This window comes from Mucilaginibacter gossypiicola (assembly GCF_900110105.1).
GTDB lineage: Bacteria > Bacteroidota > Bacteroidia > Sphingobacteriales > Sphingobacteriaceae > Mucilaginibacter > Mucilaginibacter gossypiicola.
In genome coordinates this window covers 363,279-386,720 of sequence record NZ_FOCL01000007.1, presented here as the reverse complement: position 1 = coordinate 386,720, position 23,442 = coordinate 363,279, and the positions used below count along the sequence as shown (strand labels likewise).

At 43.3% G+C, this 23,442-nt stretch carries 16 protein-coding genes; 10 read left to right on the top strand and 6 right to left on the bottom strand.

The features are described 5' to 3' along the window. Together BMX50_RS23225 and BMX50_RS23220 are read right to left on the bottom strand one after the other, a co-directional pair. Window positions 1-311, bottom strand: a 311-nt coding sequence (locus BMX50_RS23225; protein ID WP_167668083.1) for a transposase, incomplete at its 3' end; no start/stop codon positions are given. A gap of 556 nt (window positions 312-867) precedes the next feature. Next, window positions 868-1,557 carry a YggS family pyridoxal phosphate-dependent enzyme gene (locus BMX50_RS23220; RefSeq protein WP_091214776.1) on the bottom strand — a complete coding sequence of 230 codons (690 nt, stop codon included), beginning with the start codon at window positions 1,555-1,557 and terminating at the stop codon, window positions 868-870. 43 nt (window positions 1,558-1,600) lie between these two features. Here BMX50_RS23220 and BMX50_RS23215 point away from each other — a divergent pair, with 43 nt between their 5' ends. From BMX50_RS23215 to BMX50_RS23190, 6 genes are all read left to right on the top strand, one after another. Then, on the top strand, window positions 1,601-2,182 hold the full coding sequence (locus BMX50_RS23215; protein ID WP_091214772.1) for a DUF4296 domain-containing protein: 582 nt from the start codon (window positions 1,601-1,603) through the stop codon (window positions 2,180-2,182). Beyond that, window positions 2,182-4,545: an endonuclease MutS2 gene (locus tag BMX50_RS23210; RefSeq protein WP_091214769.1), complete on the top strand. Its 2,364-nt coding sequence runs from the start codon at window positions 2,182-2,184 to the stop codon at window positions 4,543-4,545. The genes BMX50_RS23215 and BMX50_RS23210 overlap by 1 nt, the downstream gene beginning before the upstream one ends. 155 nt (window positions 4,546-4,700) lie before the next feature. Continuing rightward, window positions 4,701-5,063: a VOC family protein gene (locus BMX50_RS23205; RefSeq protein ID WP_208864777.1), complete on the top strand. Its 363-nt coding sequence runs from the start codon at window positions 4,701-4,703 to the stop codon at window positions 5,061-5,063. Between the two features lie 92 nt (window positions 5,064-5,155). Beyond that, window positions 5,156-6,241 carry an SGNH/GDSL hydrolase family protein gene (locus BMX50_RS23200; protein WP_091214765.1) on the top strand — a complete coding sequence of 362 codons (1,086 nt, stop codon included), beginning with the start codon at window positions 5,156-5,158 and terminating at the stop codon, window positions 6,239-6,241. Window positions 6,242-6,796: 555 nt separating this feature from the next. Further along, window positions 6,797-7,495, top strand: coding sequence for a CoA transferase subunit A (locus tag BMX50_RS23195; RefSeq protein WP_091214761.1), 699 nt, complete (start codon window positions 6,797-6,799; stop codon window positions 7,493-7,495). 134 nt (window positions 7,496-7,629) lie between these two features. After that, the gene (locus BMX50_RS23190) at window positions 7,630-8,286 is read left to right on the top strand and encodes a 3-oxoacid CoA-transferase subunit B (protein WP_091214868.1); all 657 of its coding nucleotides are present in this window, start codon (window positions 7,630-7,632) and stop codon (window positions 8,284-8,286) included. A gap of 123 nt (window positions 8,287-8,409) precedes the next feature. Here BMX50_RS23190 and BMX50_RS23185 read toward each other — a convergent pair whose 3' ends face one another. From BMX50_RS23185 to BMX50_RS23175, 3 genes are read right to left on the bottom strand one after another with little or no spacing between them, the layout of a single operon-like run. Next, the gene (locus BMX50_RS23185; protein ID WP_091214757.1) at window positions 8,410-9,042 is read right to left on the bottom strand and encodes a uridine kinase family protein; all 633 of its coding nucleotides are present in this window, start codon (window positions 9,040-9,042) and stop codon (window positions 8,410-8,412) included. Next, the gene (locus BMX50_RS23180) at window positions 9,035-10,033 is read right to left on the bottom strand and encodes a LysM peptidoglycan-binding domain-containing protein (protein WP_091214753.1); all 999 of its coding nucleotides are present in this window, start codon (window positions 10,031-10,033) and stop codon (window positions 9,035-9,037) included. Before BMX50_RS23180 ends, BMX50_RS23185 begins: the two co-directional genes overlap by 8 nt. 21 nt (window positions 10,034-10,054) lie before the next feature. Further along, window positions 10,055-10,840 carry a DUF4905 domain-containing protein gene (locus tag BMX50_RS23175; protein ID WP_091214750.1) on the bottom strand — a complete coding sequence of 262 codons (786 nt, stop codon included), beginning with the start codon at window positions 10,838-10,840 and terminating at the stop codon, window positions 10,055-10,057. Window positions 10,841-10,915: 75 nt separating this feature from the next. On the opposite strand from BMX50_RS23175, the gene BMX50_RS23170 reads away from it, so the two are divergent. The 4 genes from BMX50_RS23170 to BMX50_RS23150 all read left to right on the top strand — a co-directional run bounded on the left by BMX50_RS23170 (window position 10,916) and on the right by BMX50_RS23150 (window position 21,092). Next, complete coding sequence (locus tag BMX50_RS23170) at window positions 10,916-11,395, top strand: Dps family protein (protein ID WP_091214864.1); 480 nt, start codon at window positions 10,916-10,918, stop codon at window positions 11,393-11,395. 1,323 nt (window positions 11,396-12,718) lie between these two features. Beyond that, complete coding sequence (locus tag BMX50_RS23160; protein ID WP_091214746.1) at window positions 12,719-15,880, top strand: SusC/RagA family TonB-linked outer membrane protein; 3,162 nt, start codon at window positions 12,719-12,721, stop codon at window positions 15,878-15,880. A gap of 21 nt (window positions 15,881-15,901) precedes the next feature. After that, window positions 15,902-17,458, top strand: coding sequence for a RagB/SusD family nutrient uptake outer membrane protein (locus tag BMX50_RS23155; protein ID WP_091214743.1), 1,557 nt, complete (start codon window positions 15,902-15,904; stop codon window positions 17,456-17,458). A 70-nt stretch (window positions 17,459-17,528) separates the two neighbouring features. Further along, entirely contained in the window at window positions 17,529-21,092 is a 3,564-nt protein-coding gene (locus tag BMX50_RS23150; RefSeq protein ID WP_091214739.1) for a VCBS repeat-containing protein, read from the top strand. A 170-nt stretch (window positions 21,093-21,262) separates the two neighbouring features. Here BMX50_RS23150 and BMX50_RS23145 read toward each other — a convergent pair whose 3' ends face one another. Further along, window positions 21,263-23,425: a CRTAC1 family protein gene (locus BMX50_RS23145; RefSeq protein WP_167668081.1), complete on the bottom strand. Its 2,163-nt coding sequence runs from the start codon at window positions 23,423-23,425 to the stop codon at window positions 21,263-21,265. Between the last annotated feature and the right edge of the window lie 17 nt (window positions 23,426-23,442).

Sequence of the window (23,442 nt, the reverse complement as noted above, 5' to 3'; positions counted from 1 at the left end):
CGGTTGATACCTAAATCCCTGGCAAGTTGGCGGGCAGATAAGCCTTTTTTAGCATTCAGGATTAAACTAATAGCCAGAAACCATTTGGGTAAAGGCAGCTTCGTATCTTCGAAAATCGTCCCAACCAATACACTGTAGCTACGATTGCATTCATGGCATTGATGCCGATGGGTGGCTGTACGTTTGCTGCTTCGCTTTCCGCCACAATAAGGGCATGTAGGCGCTTCCTGCCACCTTAGGTGCTCAAGATAACTTATGCAGGTAGCCTGATCTGGAAATCTACTAATCGTCTCTATTATATTCATTTCCATAAAGATACATATTTTTTATGTCAATTCATGGGCTATTACTCTTGGGAGGGGTGTAGGGAGGGGTTTCTCCGCCAAACTTATTTGCTTTAATGGCGCATAAACCCCTCCCTGCCAATACACATCCCACTACACCCCTCCCCAAGGAGGGAACTAAAAAATCTTCCCAACACCAGTGGTGTTGTCACCAACAACCTCCTATCTATTTAACAGGTGTTCAACTTTTTAAAGTGTGAACACTTGCAATTATCTTCAACTAAAACAAAGCTGGCAATCAACACTTTAACTTTTAACATTCTTGTTCATTTTTAACAAACGAACAACTTAGCATTGACAATCAATCACTTAACTTTTCACAATTTTAAAAGCTGAACACCCGTTTTTGAAAAACTGAACACCTAAATTTCGCTTCAAAAAACATGTTGTTGGTGACAACACCAACAACGGGCGGTCTAATTATGTCTGAACCGGAATTTATGGAATTAAGCGAATTATTTGAATTGTGTTTTCATTCTGTCCATTCTTTAACTCCATAAATTCGGGTTCAGACAAATTCCGATCAGTTATTTTTCCAATGCTTAATTACCCTGCCACCAAATATAGTGCTGCCCAGCCTTACCATATTACTGCCCTGTTCAATAGCCAGTTTATAGTCGGATGACATACCCATCGACAGGATATCAAAACTTTCCTCTTTCCGGAAATAACTCACTTTTATGCCTTCAAAAAAAGTATTCAGTTCATAATACTCTTCCTTGATCTGTTTTTCATTGTCGGTGTTTGTAGCAATGCCCATCAATCCACGGATGCGAACGTTTTTCATCGCAGCAAACTCGTCCGAACGAAGCAGTTCTATCGCTTCATCAAAGCCCAGTCCGTATTTGGTTTCTTCGTCGGCAATGTAGATCTGCAGCAGGCAGTCGATCACCCTTCCGGCTTTTTCGGCATGTTTGTTAATCTCGTGTAAAAGCTTCAGGCTATCAACAGATTGAATCATGCTCACAAAAGGTGCAATATATTTTACCTTGTTGGTTTGCAGGTGGCCTATCAAATGCCATTCAATATCTTTAGGCAGCTGCTCATATTTTTCAACCATCTCCTGCACTATATTTTCGCCAAAAAGGCGCTGGCCCGCATCATAAGCTTCCTGCACATCGCTGGCAGGTTTTGTTTTTGATACTGCCAATAATATTACCTTATCTGCTTCCGTTTCCTTTTTTAAGCTTTTGATGTTATCTGCAATGCTCATTTATCCGTAAATTTGCTTAATTAATCAGCCGCTAAATTACTGAATGCATAAATATATAACCTTGTTTTTTTCTGCAGCACTTTTTTTATGTGCCTGCAATGGCAAAAATGTTCCCGGAGATGTGCTTAAGCCGGACGCGATGGCTGAGATTTTAACCGAGATCCACATCATCGATGGCAGCCTTTATAACACCATGCAGGCACCCGATAGCTTGTATAAATATGGTGCAGGCAAGTACATAGCTATGTTTCAACGCCTGCATACTGATACGGGCCACTTTAACAAAAGTATGCGGTATTATGCTACACAACCCGATAAACTACTGGCAATCTATGACAAAGTAGATATTAAAATTAAAAGTAAAACAGATTCGCTTGCCAAAGTACAAACTGAACTTAGTAAGGCTGCCCGCAAAACCGATTCGTTGAAAAACTTAAATATTAAAGTTAAAACCGATTCGGCAAAAAAAGTTACTCCACATGAAAACCCGGCAGCCCGCAGAGCCGACTCATTAGAAAATTTAAAGAACAATCAAAAACCTGATCCGGCAAAAAGAATTGACCTTATCAAGAGAAAGGCAAAGCACAAAGCCGATTCAATAAAAAAACTTAAAGCCGTAACCTGATGCTTTACCCCCAAAATAGTGTAGATAAGCTGGGTTTTACCGAGATAAAAGAACTGATAAAAGCACATTGCCTGAGCGAAATGGGTCAACAAATGGTTGACAGGATACAGGTAATGAGCAATTACGACCAGATACATAAGTTCCTGAACCAGGCAAACGAGTTTAAGAATATCCTGGTTAATGATGAGGCACTGCCCATCCAGCATTTTTTCGATATAAAGTCCCTTGCCAATAAAGCCCGTATTGAGGGCGTTTTTTTAACAGAAGAAGAATTTTACCAGGTTCAGGCTTCGCTGAATACCGTGTTTGCCGTTATAGCGTACTTTAACGAACGTGAAGGTTTGTACCCAAATCTTGAAGCCCTTTTTGAGCACCTGCCTATTGAAAAGGCTATTCTTAAAAAGATTGATGCGGTGATTGATCAAAAAGGCAAGATCAGGCCTAATGCTTCGCGCGAGCTAATGGAAATTACCACAGGCATTGCCAAAGCCGAGCAGGAAGCCCGCAAAAAGATTGACATGGTATTTAAAAATGCCACCTCAAACGGCTGGGCTGCCGATGGTTCCTTAACCGTACGCGATGGCAGATTGGTGATCCCCCTGCTGGCCGAAAACAAACGCAAGCTCAAAGGCTTTGTGCATGACGAGTCAGCATCGGGCCAAACGGTTTATATTGAGCCTGAAGAGGTTTTTGTGCTCAACAACCGCATCCGCGACCTGGAATTTGAGCGCCGCCGCGAGATAGTAAAGATCCTTACGGCTTTAACTACCGAATTAAGGCCTTACGTTCCTTTACTGCTCTCCTATCATGGTTTGTTAACCAAGCTTGATTTTGTTCGCGCTAAAGCCTTATTTGCCATTGATATTGAGGCCGAAATGCCGCAGGTAATAAACGAAGCCAGGGTTAAGCTGTATAATGCACGTCACCCGCTGTTGTTCCTGAATTTTAAGGCCGAGAAAAAAACGGTTGTCCCGCTTAATATGCAGATAGATGAGGGTACCCGTATTATTGTGGTATCCGGGCCCAACGCAGGCGGTAAATCTGTTTGTATGAAAACCGTTGGTTTATTACAAATGATGGTGCAGGCCGGTCTACTGATCCCTGCCGATGAAGCCAGTATTGTTGGGGTATTTAAACAGCTTTTTGTTGATATAGGCGATGACCAATCGATAGAGAGCGATTTGAGTACGTATAGCGCCCACCTGTCTAAAATGAAAAATTTTGTGGAGCAGGCGAACGGTAAAACCCTGATCCTGATAGATGAGTTTGGTACCGGTACCGACCCCCAATTTGGCGGGCCCATTGCCGAAGCTGTGCTTGAATCACTTAACCAAAAAAAGGTTAAGGGCATGGTAACCACCCACTACTCTAACCTTAAAATATTCGCCAGCAATACCGAAGGCATTGAAAATGCATCGATGTTATTTAATAATATCGAGATGAGGCCTTTGTACCAGTTAGAGATTGGTAAGCCCGGCAGTTCGTATGCTTTTGAAATCGCCCAAAAAATTGGCTTACCGGCAAATGTCCTTAACCTCGCCAAAAACAAAATAAGCGAAGGGCAAAAAAAGGTTGACACCCTGCTGGTTGATCTGGAGCGCGAAAAACGTTCTATTTTTGAAACTAAACAAAAGCTGGATAAGCAACAACGCAAGGTAAATGAACTTTTGGCCGAAAACGAGAAACTAAAAAGCTATCTCGAAGAAAACAAACGTACGCTTATTAAAGAAGCTAAAGACCAGGCCAAAAACATTATTCTGAACGCCAATAAGCTGGTTGAAAATACCATTTCTGAAATTAAGAGCAGCAATGCCGATAAGGAGAAAACAAAGCAACTGCGCGAAAACCTTAATGTTGAGCTTAAAAAGAACACAGTCAAAGTCGAGACGCCGAAACCTGCAGCACCTGCCGATGAGGAATTGAAACCGGGCGACTGGGTAAAGCTTACCGATTCAGAAACTACAGGTCAGGTGATTGAGATCATAAAAGAGAACGTAGTGATTGCCATTGGCGATCTGCGTACCGTTGCCAAAAAGAAACGGGTGATGAAGGTTTCCAAATCATCAGTTCCTAAAGAGATCAGGCGCAATTTCAGTTCGCAAACCAATGATATGGCCAGTTTTAGTCCGGAGATTGATGTGCGTGGCCAGCGCACTGAAGATGCGCTGCACGCCATTGAAAAACTATTTGACCGTGCGTTGATGATGGGCTTTAATAACCTTAAAATTATTCATGGTAAGGGCGATGGCATTTTGCGCAAAATGATCAGGCAATACCTCAAAAAGTACGAGCAAGTTGACCGTATGGAGGATGAACATGCTGATCGCGGCGGAGATGGAATAACTTATGTATATTTGAAGTAAACGGAAGGTTAAGAAACCACTCAAAAAGCGTCATTGCGAGGAACGAAGCAATCCCCGATAAGCAGAGCCGCTCTGTATAGTTTGGGATTGCTTCGTACCTCGCAATGACGGTTCTCAATTTATTAGCAATAATTCAACCTTAACTTATTTCAAATATGTCTTTAAAATCTATTGCTCCTATGTTATACACCCGGCAGGTACGGGAAAGTGTTGATTTCTATATAAATAACCTCGGGTTCACTTGTGTTGGTTATGACGAAGACTGGGGATGGGCTACGGTAAGTCGCGATGATATTGAGATCATGCTGGCTTTACCTGTTGATAACACCTCATTCACTGTGCCTAAATTTACCGGCTCTTTCTATATCCGTACCGATAAAGTTGATTTTTTATGGAGTGAACTGAAGGATAGGGCTGTAATTTGTTACCCTATTGAAGATTTCAATTACGGTATGCGCGAGTTTGGCGTTTTTGATTACAACGGTTACCTGCTGCAATTCGGGATGCCGATTGAATAATACTTTCTTAACAAATATTTAGCGGATAGGTTAATAGCCTATCTGCTTTCTATATAAGTTTCCTATTTTTAGGGCAGCCAAACCCTAATAAAATGCGCAAACTATATTTCCTCGTACTTTTTATTGCATTTACCGCTTCAATAACAAGCTGCGCCGCTCAAAGCGTTATTTTAAAAAGCAAAGATCAACGCATCCGCTATACCGGGCGAATCAATCAAACCGACGAGGCTGCCGAACTGTACTGGACAGGCTCATCCCTAAAGATCAACTTTAATGGTACCGGCGCATCAGCCCTGATGCAGGACGAGCGAGGCGAAAATTATTACACCATCATTGTTGATGACAAAGTGATCAACACTATTCATTTAGATAACACCAAACAAGCCTATACCCTCGCCGAAAACTTACCTGCAGGGAAGCACACCCTTGAGTTATTTAAACGCACCGAATGGGACAAAGGGAAAACACTTTTTTATCAGTTTACCTTAGCTAAAGAAGCCACGGCGTTAGCCCCACCAGAGGCAAAAAAACGCAAGATCGAATTTTTTGGTAATTCCATTACCTGCGGTTATGCCGATGAAGATACAACCGGGCAGGATCGCGGCAGCGCCCCTTACGAAAACGGCTACCTGAGTTATGCTGCCTTAACCGCCCGTCATTTTGATGCGCAATATGTTTGTACCTCAAAAAGCGGCATTGGCATCACGGTAAGCTGGTTCCCGCTTATTATGCCGGAGATGTATAACCGCCTCGATCCAACAGATCCAACAAGCATCTGGAACTTTAAAAAATATACACCCGATGTAGTGGTGATCAACCTCTTCCAAAATGATTCATGGATTGTAAACCAGCCTAATAACCCGCAATTTAAAGAACGTTTTGGTAGCAAAGCACCGGAACCGGAACAGATAATCAAAGCTTACAAAGAGTTTGTAAAAAACATCCGCAAGGTTTATCCCAAAGCGCAGATCGTTTGTGCTTTAGGCAGCATGGATGCAACCAAAGCAGGATCACCATGGCCGGGATATATTGAAAAAGCCGTTACTGCGCTTAACGATAAGCAGATTTATACTCACTTTATCCCATACAAAAACACGCCGGGGCACCCAAGCCTGAAAGAACAACAGGCTATGGCCGATGACCTGATCGCTTTTTTGGAAAAGACGGTTAAGTGGTAGTATATAAACCCATGTCATTGCGTAGCGCGGCAATCTCGTAGCAATACAGGGCGGATATGCTTTTCGGATTGCAAAACGACGAGATTGCCACGTCGCCGCGTTTCACATCTATAACTTGCGCTCGTTTGTAACGAGCGCTTAATTTGGTTAGGCGATTGCATCGCCAGTCGCGTTATAAACGCTAACCCATGTTAAGCACTCGTTGCAAACGAGCGCAAGAAAAAAGAAAAACCATGTCATTGCGAGCGTAGCGCGGCAATCGCACGGAAGCAGAGCCGCCCTGTATAGCATGCGATTGCTTCGTCGTCCTCCTCAATGACATGATTTTTTGAGCTCGTTTTGTAACCCTCTACTGGCCCAAGTCTTGTGTGTAGGATTGTGCATGGCTGACTTGTGCCTCCGGTTGCCCAGGTGCCATTTCATCCTGCAAAACATTAGCTAAATCAAATAATATTCCCCACATCCATAAAACACAAACCTGCCCTAATAAGTTATCTACATAACAATAAGCTTTAGGCTTATTTTACTTATTTTTATAACAACCAATTATAATATATGAATAAAGTAGTTAGTGGTGCCGACGAGGCCATCCGCGACATTACCGATGGCATGACCCTTATGCTGGGCGGCTTTGGTTTATGCGGATTGCCCGAAAATTGTATAGCCGCACTGGTAAAAAAGGGGGTTAAGCAACTCACGTGTATATCCAACAATGCCGGGGTTGATGACTTTGGCATTGGTTTGATGCTGAAGCAGCGCCAGGTAAAAAAAATGATCTCATCGTACGTGGGTGAAAACGCCGAATTTGAACGTCAGCTATTAAGCGGCGAACTTGAAGTTGAGCTTATACCTCAGGGCACTTTGGCCACCCGTTGCATGGCGGCCGGTTATGGTATGCCTGCGATATTCACCCCGGCCGGTATTGGCACTGAAGTGGCTGAGGGTAAAGAAGTACGCAACTTTAACGGTAAAGATTACTTAATGGAGATGGCTTTTGATGCGGATTTTGCTATCGTAAAAGCCTGGAAAGGTGATACCATGGGTAACCTCGTGTACCGGTCAACCGCACGCAATTTTAACCCGGTTATGGCCATGGCCGGTAAAATAACTATTGCCGAGGTAGAAGAGCTTGTACAACCCGGCGAACTTGACCCGGATCATATCCATACTCCCGGCATTTATGTGCACCGGATTTTTAAGGGTGTAGATTACGAGAAACGGATTGAACATGCAACAGTAAGGAGTAAACAATAAAAACACTTAACCACCCGTCATTGCGAGGCACGAAGCAATCCCCGATTGGCAGAGCGGCTGTGCAAGTATCTCTGTATAGCATGCGATTGCTTCGTCGTTCCTCCTCGCAATGACATGTTTAGATGAAAGAATTTATGTTAGATAAACAAGGCATCGCAAAGCGAATTGCGAAAGAAATAAAAGATGGTTACTATGTTAATCTTGGCATTGGCATCCCTACGCTGGTAGCCAACTATATTCCGGATACAATGGATGTAGTACTCCAATCCGAAAATGGTCTATTAGGCATGGGGCCTTTCCCTTTTGAGGGAGAGGAAGATCCTGATATCATTAACGCAGGGAAACAAACCATTACCATGCTGCCCGGCTCGGCCATATTTGATTCGGCAATGAGCTTTGGAATGATCAGGGCAAAAAAGGTGAACCTAACTATCCTCGGCGCTATGGAAGTATCCGAAAACGGCGATATCGCCAACTGGAAAATTCCCGGTAAAATGGTTAAAGGCATGGGGGGCGCTATGGATTTGGTAGCATCGGCCGAAAATATCATCGTAGCTATGCAGCAGGTGAACAAAGCGGGAGAATCAAAGTTGCTCCCCCAATGCACCCTACCCCTAACCGGCGTACACTGTGTTAAAAAAATCGTGACCGAGCTTGGTGTATATGATGTTTTGCCCGAAGGCGGTTTCAGGCTCATAGAGCGTGCGCCGGGTGTAAGTGTTGAGGAAATAAAACAGGCTACAGCGGGTACGCTTATTGTGGAGGGGGAGATTCCGGAAATAGCGGTTTAATCCATCACTCAACCGTCATTGCGAGGTACGAAGCAATCGCGAACTATACAGAATGGCTCTGCAAGTCGGGGATTGCTTCGTACCTCGCAATGACGGTTTTTATTAGACAGTAGTTCTCAACTGTTAAAAAAGCTTCTTCCTTAAATCGGCCGAAATTTCTTCTGTTATTACCATGATATCTTCGGCAACGTGGGTATTGTTGGTGATCACGCGGTCGCATTCATCTTTGTAGGGCAACAGGTATTCTTTATAAGCCGGCACCACGTGATTGATCCATTTGTACATCACATCATCGTGCGAATAGCCGCGTTCTATCAGGTCGCGTTTAAGGCGGCGCTGCAGGGCTACATCTTCGTCGGCACCAATAAAAACTTTCAGGTCGAGCAGTTCGGAAATATCTTTAAAATGCAGGATAAACAAGCCTTCCACTATTAAAATAGGCGCGGGCTTGATCTCTATCATTTTAGGGATAGCATCTGGATTGTTAAAAGTATATTCCTGTTTCAGGATAGCTTCCTTATTTAGGAGCTTGCTGATATCCTGCTGAAAATGTTCGTGATCAATAGTTGAAGGAAGATCAAAGTTATATTCCTTGTTCTCCTCTTTGGTCATGTTATGCGCTACCGGGATGTAATAATCATCCTGCGATACGAGGCTTACCTCGTCGGCAGTAAAATGTTCTAAAAAGCACTTCAAAAAAAAGGTTTTGCCCGACCCGCTTCCGCCGGCAATTCCAATAATATACGGTTTATTCATTCGGGCTGCCGTAGCTGATATTTACCTGGAAACGTTTATCTAAAGCACCTAAAGCATCGGCAGTATTTTTGGTCATAATGATCAAAACATTTTTGTTTGTTTCGTTATCGGTAAAACGGCCAACAACCTTTGCAAAGGTGGTATGATTGTTCATAGGGTTTGTAATTTTGATGATAGTGCCGATTGGCGCTGTACGGTGCAGTACCAATTCCTTTTTAGGATCTAAGCTGGCATCGTCCATCCAGGTGGCTACACCTTTTTCAACCTTTTCGTACAGTCCAAAACGGTTTGCTTTACCATGATCGCCGCCGGTTGTATCCTGCTGTGCTGCAACCGAAGTTGAATCACGCTGCATCACCGGCTCTTTAGTTTCTTGAGGAGGCAAACCGGTGCGCACATTGATAACCTGGTTAGGCGCCAAAGAATCAGAACCTAATTTATTAAGCGACTTGATATCATCCACCGAAGTATTAAATCGCTTGGCGATAGAAAACAAGGTTTCGCCTGCTGATACTTTGTATTGCTGCACGTTAAGCATACTCACTTTTTTTACGGTATCAGCCGGAGCCTGCTGTGGTTTTGCCGCAGTGGTTTGAGCTACCGGTGCAGGCGAACTTACCGGAGGCTGAACCTGCGGCTTATTTTGCTGAACTGGAGCTTGGGTAACCGGCTTTTGTTGTGCAGGAGCTGGAGTTGTCACTACTTGTTTTACTGGTGCAGTAGCTTCGCCCGAAAAAGGTAATTCGGTAGGTACTTTTACAATACCGCCAATTTTAAGGGGCGCATTGTTATTAAATTGTATAATGGCTTTGGGGCTAACATTGTAGCGGCGGCCTATAGAGTAGTAATTATCTTTGGGATCGAGTTTGTGAACGATCACTTTTTTACCGTTAAGGTTTTCAACACCTACTGAATCAACAAGCGGGTTTGCAAAAAGCGATATGGAGAATGTGAGTAAAGGAGTGACCAATAATAAAATCTTAAATTTCATAATAAATTATAATACAGTAATTTACAAGTTCAACACTATTAAGCCCGATCTGTTTTTTAAATAGATGAGCTGATTATTATGTAGTACAAACGCCTCGGGTTGCATTTTTTGTATAGCGTTGTTTAACAAATCGTGATACAAAAGGGTACACTCCTCGTTAAATACAAACAAGTGCTGTTCAAGATGCTCCTGCAAAAGCGTGTGCAAAGATACAATTCTGAAACCATTGTAACTGATATAATGCACCGCATTTGCATGTACACTAAGGGGTAAATACAAATTATTTACCGCCGTTGCTGGTAATAATTCAGGGCTTACGATCTGATTATTCAGCGGCTGATCAATCACAGGCTCATATGCCCTTAGCGCATTGCCTGTTTTAACATCAATTAAAAATAATTTCTTTGGCTGCAACTGCGCGTTATACACTATTGGCCCGTTTACCGAAAGATGATCAAACGCCAAAGTAAAATTGCTCCATAATTCTTTACCAGATACAGCCTCAATAGCGGTGATGCCTTTATGTACCGGCCCTGTTGCCGACTGATAATTATGCAGCAGCAACACGCCATTATAAGCTGCTTCAATACCGGTAAGCCAGCGCTCGGGGGTAGTTAAACCCTCAAAATAAATATCACCGTTTTGCAGGCTCAGGGCCGAAAAACCAACCTGTTTATCGGCATGGTCCCTGATCTCGAGAAACAGCGTTTGGCTGCTTTCGTCGATTTCCATACGCCAAACCGGGGCCGGGTAAATTTTGCTGATAAAGGGTAAAAGCGCAGTCATAAAGTTTGCAAATATGCTCATTAAAATCAAAACTGTTTATCTTTACCAAACATTGCCTGCAGAGGCATGTTACACTTAAAAACATCACATTTATTTATGAACGCTAAAGAAATAAGCCTCGAAGAAGTTAAAGTAAAACCGGTAGTTGACCACCTGAACGACCTGCTGGCCAATTACCACATCCACTACCAAAAACTGCGCGGCTGCCATTGGAACGTTAAAGGCACAAGCTTTTTTACCCTGCACCTCAAATTTGAAGAATTATATACGGCAGCGCTTGTTACCATTGATGAGCTTGCCGAAAGGATCCTGAGCCTTGGCAAACCTCCTATCAGCACGTTTAAAGATTATATCGAAACATCAAGCATTAAAGAAATCCCAACCATTGGCTTAAAAGACACCCTAATGGTGAAAGCCATTATTGAAGATCTGGCTGCACTCATAAAAATGGAACGCGAAATATTGAATATCACTGCCGATGCCGGCGATGACGGTACCAATGATATGATCAACCGTTTCATGCAATTCAACGAAAAAAATACCTGGATGCTGCGTTCGTTCGTGAACGAGGACTAAACAGCAAATAATCCTACTGTAAAAAAGCCGTAATCAGTTAACCTGGTTACGGCTTTTTTCAAAAACGGACTTTACATCGATTTGCGCATTTAGTATATTTGCACTGAACAAAACGCATCATTTTTTGCGGTGCAGGTGTTCTGTTATTTTCCTATGGTGTAATGGTATCACGTCAGATTCTGGCTCTGAAGATTGAGGTTCGAGCCCTTGTAGGAAAACTAAAATTCCCAAGCCCTTAGCGTCGCTGCTAAGGGCTTTTTTCATGGCTTTAAAGGCATTTTTTAAAGATTTTAAGAAGAAAAATGTTATTCCAGGTCGGAAGTGCCTGGGCGGGGAAAGTTGTGGTATTGTTGTTTCACCAAATTAAGTCCGGATCATTATTCGTGATATTCGGTACCGGCTCGTGATCTTTTATCGGCGTATTGTAATTTATTGCGCCGCCGTTGTTGGTTGTTGGAGTGGACATTCCAGAGGCATTCATCAAAGCGTTCCAAAAAAAGTTCCAAGTGTTCCGTTACACTTTGACCATGCTAACGCGCTGCTTTAAATATTAAAAATCAAAATCCATCAACACAACTCATTGGTCTAAAGTGCGCGGAATAGAATGTTCAAGTAAGCCGGAACGTCAATTCTAATCACGAGATCACTTGTTCTTTTACAAAACCAGAAACCCCAGCACTTGTTGCATCGCATCACTTATTGCTCACGACAACATTTTGGCTTACAGCAATCAAAAATGCCAATGATCATAGGCTAAAGTTGACAAATGTTGTATTTTTATGATAAAAAATGAGGTATCAAACTTTGCCTCAAAATTAATTTTACCTCCAGTAAAGCTGCTAAAATCTGTAACAACAGCTGCCAACTTATAAACAAACAAAGCTAACCGGTATTCTGAGTTTTAATTTATTAAGGCTAAGTATCCTTGTATATTTTTATTAAATGTATGCAGGAATGTAAAAACTGGTTCAACTATACAATCGATTGCGAACATTTTATACGCTTCATTATGGGAAAATAACAAGATAATCCTGTTTTGCCGGTTAGCGCCTCTAACCCGCATTAAACTACACCGGTGCCTGTTATTAACAGATGGCAATGGGTTAATAAAATTCATTTTTTAATATACGCTACCGGTAAGCAGTCAACCAAGTAAACGGCCTTTTATCAAGCCAAATAAACCTTCATCAACGGCTATGAACCATTATCATAAGGAGTTTTGACACACAGACCCAACCATTAAAGATGGGGTTCCTTCATTATTAGGTAGTTGGCAAAAACTAACCTAACACCAATTAATATATCCAATTAATTAACCAAAATATGAAAAAAAAATATTTACTAAACACTTTCATGAGAATGACGGCCATAATAGTATTTATAACTATTACCAATTATGCGTTTGCGGCTAACACTCCTGCTGTTTCGTGGCGCATGACTCATATTGCAACAAAACCGGAGCCAGCAAGGGTTATAACCGGTAAAGTAACCGACGAGAGCGGTGCAGCCCTGGCCGGAGTAACTGTTACTATAAAAGGTACAACCACTGCGGTGGGAACCAGTAGTAATGGTACCTTCCGTATTGAAGTACCTAACGAGCAGGCCATACTTGTTTTTAGCTTTGTTGGCTTTGCTTCAACAGAAGTGGCTGTTTCAGGCCAATCTGTAATCAATGTGTCTTTAAAGGGGGATTCAAAGGCACTTAACGAGATTGTTGTTGTAGGTTATGGAACACAAAAGCGTGCCAGTGTAACCGGGGCCGTTTCATCGGTAAACAGCAAAACTATTTCCGCCTTGCCTGTTGGCGGTGTTGACCAGGCCTTGCAGGGCCGTGTATCGGGTTTAACGGTTACCAATAACGGCTCGCCTGGCAGCGCGCCGATTGTTCAGATCCGTGGTGTAAGCTCAATAGGCTACGGAGCCGATCCCCTGTATATTATTGACGGTTTCCCGGGTTCTATCGGCAGTCTTGATCCCAGGGATATCCAATCAGTTGATGTACTTAAGGATGCGAGCGCCGCAGCTATCTACGGTTCACGGGCAACTAACGGTGTAATTATTATAACAACCAAAAAAGGTTCCACCGGCAAAATCCAGGTTGGCTTCGATTCATATGCGGGCGTTCAAAAGGTCACTAAAACTTATGATTTGCTTAATACAAATCAATACCTGCAATACGAAAGGGCTTTAAACGGCGCCGCCGGTATAGGCCTGCCGCCGCGTTTGCAACCTGCCAATTTTAACCTCCCTATTTATGCAGGCTCTTCACAAACTTTTGCACAAACCAATACCGACTGGCAGGATGCTTATTTCAAGAACGGAGTTTTACAACAACACACCGTTTCGGTAAGCGGTGGAAATGAGAACTCGAGGATCTTTACATCTGCCGGTTATTTTGATCAGGATGGTATTACCGTAGGTACAAATTTCAGCCGTAAAAACTTCAGAATAAATTCTGATCACAACATAAATAAGTTTATTACAATTGGCGAAACATTTAACACTTCGGTTACCCGCCAGCGCTTCGGGATCCCCCCGGGTAACAGAACGCCCATTACCAACGTAATCAGGATGCAACCGTACTTACCTGTTTACAATCCTAACAATATGGGGGGCTTTTTCGGTCCGCAGAGCAGCTTTGACGGGGCCGACCCGGTAAACCCTGTAGAGCAGGCCTTGATTAACGAAAACAGAAATCTTGGTGTAGGTATCCGCGGCAACGCCTATTTAACGGTTAAGTTTACGCCATGGCTTAAATTTAACTCAACCTATGGTATTGATTACGGAACAAACAGGCAGGAGCAATATACCCCAATTTATAATGATGGCGGTACCTCAAGCAGCCCGCTTGCTTCCATTACCGAAAATACCAATAGCGGAACTACTACGCTTTATACGCAGCAGTTAACTTTTGATCACACCTTCGCCGCTAAACACCACGTGTCGGCCATAGCAGTTTACGAAGTGCAAACCAATCGCGGTGACAGCCAAAACTCTTTTGGTAATCAAAACAACAATACCATACGTACACTGCACAACGCTACAAACATAACAACAGATTATACTTACACTACCAACGTATTACATTCGTTAGTAGGCCGGGTGGGATATGATTTTGAAGGGAAATATTTAGTTTCCGGTTCAATACGCCGCGATGGCTTATCGGTTTGGGCTCCCGGGCATAAATACGAGAATTTCCCCGCTGCCTCAGTTGGCTGGAAGGTTGACCAGGAAAGCTTCATGAAAGGAATTAAATCAATAAGCGAATTTAAATTAAGGGCAGGTTACGGCGTTACAGGCATAAACGGAACGGTATTAGGAAATTACCCTTATGTTTCCAATGTTTCGGCAGGCGGCACAACATACCCATTTGGCAATTTGGCAACAGGAGTTAACTCTGGTAACGGTTCCTTTTACAGTAACTTAAGTAATTATTTCCTGCATTGGGAAAAAACTAAGTCAACAAATATTGGCTTCGACTTAGGCTTATTCCAGAACGCATTTACCCTATCAGCTGAGGTTTACAAAAGAAAAACCGACGGTTTGATTTTAACTGTACCGGCACCGCCCAGCCAGGGAGTTGGCGCGCCGATTGCAAACGTAGGGTCAATGCAAAACAAAGGGTTTGAGTTAACCGCGGGCTATCACAAAACAAGCGGCGAGTTTAGATATGACATAACAGGAGTATTCGGACTAAGCAGAAATAAAGTACTTTCCCTGACCGGAGCCGCTAACGGAACAATAACAGCTGGTGGCGATGCAGATTTTGGCGGCGGCGGCCCTATCACCAATACTTCAGTTGGTCAGCCAATTCAATATTTTTATGGTTATGTGGTTGAAGGAATATTCCAAAATGCTGCAGATGTAAGCGGCCATGCTACCCAAACAGGTGCGGCACCTGGCGACTTAAAATTTAAAGATGTTAACAAAGATGGTGTAATTGACGCTAATGACCGGGTTAACCTGGGTAGCTATCTTCCTAAATTTACCTATTCATTAAACTACACTGCCAGTTACAAGAATTTTGATCTTGCTTTGTTTTTCCAGGGAGTATATGGTAACAAAATATTTAATGCCGAAAAAATTATAGCCGAAGGCATGTCGAGGTTATTTAACTCAGATGTTAATGTACTCAGGGCATGGACGCCTACCAATACCAACACCGATATTCCAAGAGCTATTTCAGGCGATCCAAACTCCAACGTAAGGCCATCATCACGCTGGGTTGAAAGCGGCTCATATTTACGTTTAAAAAACCTTCAGCTGGGTTATAACTTGCCACAGACCTGGCTTAGGTCATCAACAAACAATTTAGTAAGCAAAGTGAGGATTTATGTATCATCAACCAACCTGTTCACTATTACCAAATACACCGGGCTTGATCCGGAGGTTGGTTCTAAAAACGGAACACTTACCAATGGTATCGACTATGGTCAGTATCCTACACCACGCGTGTTCCAGGCAGGTTTACAGGCAACATTTTAACAATCATCAAATTGGTATATTATGAAACGAAAAATTTATTTATTGTCTGCCGTTATCTTATTAACCGTAACGGTGATTGTATTGTCGTGTAAAAAATCGGCATTAGATACTTCTGATCCAAACAACCTTACAACTGGCAATTATTATAAAACAGCGGCGCAGTTAAAAGCGGGTGTTAATGCAATTTATGCTGTGATGCACCAAAACAACCTGGTATCCCGTGAGTGGTATTACCTGCACGATACCAGGAGCGATGAAGTGGCACCCGGCGGCGGCCAGCTGGAAGCACCGAGGCTTCAATTAATCAACAATACCGACGACCCTACAAATTCGGTAATGAATTCTGTATGGAATGGCTGGTACACCGTTATATTCCGCGCAAACGTGGTAACCGACAATGCATCAAACGTGACTGACGATCCGGCCGACGCTAAAAAATCAGTTGGTGAGGCAAAATTTTTACGCGCCTGGGCTTATTTCGACCTGGTTAGCATGTGGGGAGGCGTTCCGCTGGTAACATCGGTTCCCAAAAACCCTACTGACTTTAAACCGCGTGCCGATGTTGCCGCCGTTTACGCTCAAATAATTCAGGACCTGACGGATGCCGCGGCAGTATTGCCGGGAAAATCGGCTACCGATAAAGGAAGAGCCACAGCTGCTGCTGCCAACGCTATGCTGGGCAGGGTGTTGATGCAGCAAGGTGATTATGCCGGAGCTAAAGCCGCCCTACTTAAAATACCTACCAGCGGAGCCGACGGTTATTCGCTCACTCCCCGCTATCTCGACAATTTTGAAATAGCAACCGAATTCAATCAGGAATCAATTTTTGAGGTTGTATTTGTAGATAAAGGCGATAACGGCTACAACTGGGGTGGTGAAAGCGCCACAGAGGCACAATCAACTGTAAGAAATCAGGAATATTGCCCTGTTGCCTGGAGAAATCTTATTCCTTCCAATAAATACCTGAACGAATTTGAAAGTACTGCTACCGGCGCAGCAAAAACAGACCCGCGTTTCTCATATAGCGTTTATCAAAGCGGGGATGTTTATAACAACGGAGCAAGCGTTTTAACCGATGCTGATCAAAACGGTAACTCATCGGTACTTCACGGCGTTACCAAAAAGATCAGCTGGCGCAAATTTATGATCATTTACCAGGAAAGCGCCTCAACAGCAAGTTTTCATCCAGGAGGTAACAATCAGCGTATTATACGCTATTCGGAAGTCTTACTTAACCTTGCCGAATGTGCCAATGAAACAGGCGATATAGCCGGAGCTGTAAACTACCTTAACATGATACGTGCAAGGGCTGATGTTGCCATGCCTTCTTATCCAACGGCTCAATATCCGGTTGGTTCAAAAGCCGATGTAACCAAAGCCATTATGCACGAAAAAATGGTTGAGTTGGGTGATGAAGAACTACGCAACATCGACATTTTAAGGTGGCGAAAAAAAGGCTATTTTACAACAGAGCCGATTGCCAACTTCAAAGCAGGCCGGGACGAATTGTTACCTATACCACAGGCCGAACTGGATAACAACCCATTGGTTGCCGGGCATCAAAATCCTGGTTATTAAATTGTTTACTCCTGTTTTAAAGCGCAGGCAACTACAAGTTGCCTGCGCTTTTTATATTTTTATTTAAATTATGAAGAGGCTAATTATATTCTTTACCATCGCTGTAGTTTTTTACTCCTGCAAAAAACACACGCTGTTTGAGCAAATCCCGTCATCCGGCTCAGGTATAAAGTTTAATAACCTGATTACAGAAAATGATTCCATCAACCCTATTGACAACGCTACAGTTTACAACGGCGGTGGTGTAGGCGTTGGCGATTTTAATAACGATGGTCTGCCCGATATTTACTTTACGGGTAACATGGTTCAGAATAAGCTCTACCTTAATAAAGGCGATTTTAAATTTGAAGACGTTACAACAAAAGCGGGCGTAGATGGCAAAGGCCGCTGGGCCCGGGGTGTTGCCATTATTGACATTAACAATGATGGGCTGTCTGATATTTACGTGTGTAACTCGTTTGCTAATGATCCTCAAAAAAGGCAAAACCTGCTTTATATAAACCAGGGAGTTGGTAAAGGTAATGTGCCGGTGTTTAAAGAAGAAGCGAAAGAATATGGCCTTGATGCCCGTTTTTTTTCAACAATGGCCAGTTTTTTTGACTACGATAACGATGGCGACCTGGATATGTACCTCACCGTAAATGAGCCCAACCCCGCCGAATTCCCCAACCAGTTCAGGCCTATTAACAATACAGGTACAGGCAGAAGCATGGGCCATTTGTACCGCAATGATTGGAACCCTAAACTAAAGCATCCAGTTTATACAGATGTATCGATTGCCGCGGGTATCAAGACAGAAGGATACGGGCATGCTACAACTATTGCCGATATCAACCTCGACGGCTGGAAAGACATTTATGTCACCAACGATTTTTTATCGAATAATATATTGTACATCAATAATCATGACGGTACTTTTACCGATAGATCGAAAGAATATTTCAAGCATACCTCGTTCAACGCTATGGGGCAAGATATTGAAGATATCAATAACGACGGGCTGGCCGATATATTTGAACTGGATATGAACCCTGCCGATAACTTCCGCAAAAAGATGATGTCGGGCCCCGGAAGCTATAACACTATTCAAAATTTTGATCACTATGGCTATCAATATCAATATGTTCGGAATACGCTTCAGTTAAATCAAGGGCCATCTGTGGGAGAAAATAACAAATTAGGAAACCCAACCTTCAGCGAAATCGGTTTTTTAAGCGGCGTAGCCCAAACAGACTGGAGCTGGACGCCAATGGTAACCGATTTTGATAACGACGGCTACCGCGATATCATTGTTACCAACGGCTACCCGCGCGATATTACTGACCGTGATTTCATGACCTACAGAGCGAACGCGTTTTTGATAGCACCTAAAAAAGAGATTCTTCGGCAAATACCCTCGGTTAAAATTCACAATTATGGCTTCCGCAACCAGGGTGGAGTGCAGTTTAGCGACGTAAGTTTGGATTGGGGACTGGGCATCCCCTCGTTTTCAAACGGGGCTGTGTACGCCGATCTGAATAACGACGGCAAAATGGACCTTGCCATTAATAACATCAATGATGAGGCTTTAATTTATAAAAACAACGGGGCAGAAGACAATGGGAACATAAACCACTACCTGAAGGTGAAGTTTAAAGGACCAAACCGAAACCGCCAGGGAATTGGAGCATTTGTAGATATCTATTACCAGCACGGCTTACACCAGGTTTATGAAAACAACCCGTACAGGGGTTATGTATCCAGCATTGAAGCCGTTGCAAACTTTGGCTTAGGCAAATGCTCAACCATCGATTCGGTAGTTGTAAGATGGCCCAATTTATATAAACAAACTTTTTTAAATGTAAAGGCAAATCAGGTTCTATCAGCAAACGTTAATGATGCCCGTCAAAGGTATAGCTTTGCAAGTGCTACCTATGTAAAAGATCCGTTATTTACCAATATCACCGATAAAAGCGCGGTTAAATACATCCATCGCGATACCGACTATACCGACTTTAATATTCAGAAACTTTTACCGCACAAACTTTCAGAATACAACCCGGCGATGGCCGCAGGCGATATTAATGGTGATGGCCTGGATGATATTGTTGTTGGGGGAAACCAAATTAAACCAGCCCAGGTTTTTTTTCAGCAAAGTGATGGCACATTTAAACAGCGGAATCTTTTAACAGAAGTTAAATATGATAAACCTTACCTGGATGGCGGGATATTGATCTTTGATTCAAATGGAGATAAATTTCCGGATGTGCTGATTACCGGTAGCGGCTATAAAACAAAAGCCAATGATCCATCATACCAGGATCGCCTTTATTTAAACGATGGCAAAGGCAATTTTACGCTCGCAAAAGATGCGCTCCCGGTATGCTTTAAAAGCAAGTTATGCGTAAGGGCTTTTGATTATAATAACGATGGTAAACCGGATCTTTTTATTTCGGGCCGGGTGGAACCATGGCGGTACCCGGAAGCGGTTAATAGCTATATTTTAAGAAATGACACCAAAAACGGTAAGGTAAAATTTACGGATGTGACTGATGAGGTTGCACCCGGCTTGAAAAAAATAGGACTGGTATGCGATGCGCTTTTTAGCGATTTTGACAACGATGGCAAAACAGATTTGATATTAGCCGGAGAATGGATGCCGGTAACCTTCCTGAGAAACACGGGCCTAAAGTTTGTAAATGTTACTGAACAAACCGGCCCCGGCAATAAACCCGGCTGGTGGAATTCGATAGTAGCCGGCGATTTCAGGCATACCGGCAGGATGGATTACATAGTAGCCAACGCGGGCCTGAACACACTTTACCAGGTCAGCGACCAATTTCCTGCATTTATAACCGCTAATGATTTCGACAAACGGAACAGGTTCGATGCCTTCCCATCATTGTATCTTCCGGGGAAGGATGGTATTCAACGCGAATATCCGGCAAATGTACGGGATGATGCTTTTAAGCAGATGATCTCTTTACGTACCAAATTCACCAACTATCATTCGTACGCCGAGGCCACCATGCAGGATATACTTAGCGCCGATCAGATAAAAAGCGCCGTTCGACTGAAAGCTACCGAATTAAGATCGTGCTATTTCAGGAACGACGGTAATGGCAAATTTACCGTGATTCCCCTCCCCCTCGAGGCGCAGGTGTCGGCATTGAACGGAATGGTTGCTGATGATTTTGACAGCGACGGCAATCTCGATCTGGCTATTAATGGAAATGATTTTAGCACGGAAGTTACTATTGGCCGGTACGATGCTTTAAATGGCTTAGTATTAAAAGGTGACGGCAAAGGAGGATTTGCTACAATACCTATAACAAGAAGCGGGGTGTATTTACCCGGAGATGGAAAAGCGCTGGTAAAACTGCGCGGGGCTGCTAACAATTACCTGCTGACATCAACCGAGCATTTAGGGCCGCTTCGAATATTTCAGTTGAATGCGAAAACGTCCACATTAAAAATAAACGATGAAGACCAAAGCGCCGTAATTACTTATAAAAATGGCAGCAGCACTAAACAGGAATTTTATTATGGTAGTTCGTTTATTTCCCAGTCTTCAAGATGTATCCTTATTAATGATAAAGTAGCGCACGTAGCCATAAAAAGCTATTCCGGAGCAATTAGGGTTGTCAAATTTTAGCCATTTGTCATCCTTAGGAACGAAGTATCTTCTACGTCTGACACAGCCACTCTGCATGACCGCTTTGCTTTTTGCAGAAGATTCATCACTATCGCTCAGAAATGACAGTTTTTTTCCGTTCCCTCAGGGTCTTCTCCGAAAGACCCTGAGGGAACGGAATTCAACGCCTTTTACTTCACCGCATTCTTACCGCCGATTGTCATACCTGCCCTTTGCATTGACACCGTTTGTCCATCTGCATTAAATTTCAACGCCTTTAAATGTAATGGTGTCACCTTGCCATCCTCAGTAACTTCCAAAAACTGATCGGGCTTTATGTTATACAGATGCTGTACAGTTCCAGTGCCAGACCATCTGATCTCAATGTCGTCAATAACCCTGGCTTGCCCTACCCCAATCTCCTGCCGCAGCGGAGATGAACCGAAGCTACCGCCTGAATTTACATCTTTAAAAACACTGCGCTGTAACCCATTTTCCTTAAAAGTAAGCTTGATCCGCGAGCCGATTGCCGACCGGTTTGCCTTTGTGCCAAGCAGTTTTAATCCTATCCAATTGTTATTATTTTGACCCGGATTAAGATAAAAAGCGCTTTTATAAGCATCGCCTATATATGCGCCGCCCATCTCTATAAAAATATCCTGCAGACCATTATTTCTAAAATCGGCGAAGGATACGCCGTGGCCTTTTTGCAAATTACCGGTACGCGATGAACGGGTTACATCGGCAAATTTTTCGCCTCCTATGTTTCTGAAAAGTTTATTAGGTATCAGCGAAGCGAAATCGGGGTTACCGGTTCCAAAATACATATCGGGATAGCCATCGTTGTCTATGTCTCCAAAATTGCCCCCCATGCTAAACACTACTTTATCCAACCCGGCAATATGCGTCACATTTGTAAATGTACCATCACGATTATTATTAAAAAGGAAAATGTTGCCATTATCAGGCACAGGTGTGCCTAATGCCTCCAGGGCAGCATAGTAACTCAACGAGTAAGTAAAATTGTAACTACCAGCCAAAATGTCGGGCCATCCATCATTGTTATAATCATAAAACCAGGTGGTAAACGTATTTTGCTTAATGTTAATGCCTGCTTTAGCGGTAACATCATCAAAGCCAAAATCCTTACCTCTCATACCCCTGTTTCTCAGCAGGTACTTTTTACCACTCATGGTAGATACAAAAATATCCGGCCAGCCATCATTATTGTAATCTGCCGACGTTACGCCTTTTACAAAATCGTTGATCTGGGCTTGGGCTTTTTGGGCCATTTCGGTAAAAGTGCCATTGCGGTTATTCATGTATAGTGCCGATGGATGATTATTTTTAGGCTCGGCCACACCATGGCTTTCCATCCCTATAAAAACATCCAGCCAGCCATCGTTATTAAAATCGGCCCATACGGCCGTCTGCGTGGGGTGCATAAATTTTAAGCCTGCGGCAATGGTAACATCGGTAAAAGTTCCGTCGCCGTTGTTTTTAAGGAGAGAACACGGTTGGTTGCCAAAGCCGTCCTTGAGCCAGCCACCGCGCATTATAAAAATATCGGGCTTACCATCGTTGTTATAATCGGTTTGTTGGGCATTAAGTCCGCCAACCACATCCTGCAGACCACTCTGAGCAGTACGGTCGCTAAAAGTGCCATCGGCGTTATTATGAAAATAATGCGCATGATCCTGCAAATCCATACCTGTTGTAATAAGATCGATATATCCATCGCCGTCAAAATCATCGGCTACGGAGCCCCCTGCCCTGCTGTACAGGTTAATGCCAACACTTGCAGCTATATCGGTAAATGGCCTCACGCTGTACTGCCCATCGCCGTCATTTAAATTGGGAACCAGGTACTGAGTGGGCACCCTTTCAGGGTACTCACCCAATGTCATATAAGCGATATTTAACAACCACCTCGACTGCACATCCTGCGAATTACTTTTCAAAACATTCTCCAAAATTTCAATTGCTTTTCGCGATCCTGTCTGATCCCGATGTACTCCGGCTTCCCTAACCGGGAATACGCACGATGATCTGTTATGGCTAAGCACACAATTGGCCCTTTCGCCCAGGCGCATGTAAGCCACTGCCTGATCTGGCAGTATATTTACAGGATTCATATAGCGTGGCAGCTTCGCTATTTTTGAATAGATCTCAACCGCCCGTTGCTCATGCCCTTCCTGCAATTCAAACAGTGCTTTCTTCGAAAGCAATTGGACATCGTAGTTTGGCGAATCGGCCTTTAAGGTCGAATCGCAGGCCGCGAGCCGGGCATCAGAGCTAAAAATGTTTTGTGGGTTGTAATTGCGCTTTTTGAGTTGCTGTAACAAATCAGCCATTGCTGCAGGGGGATGTG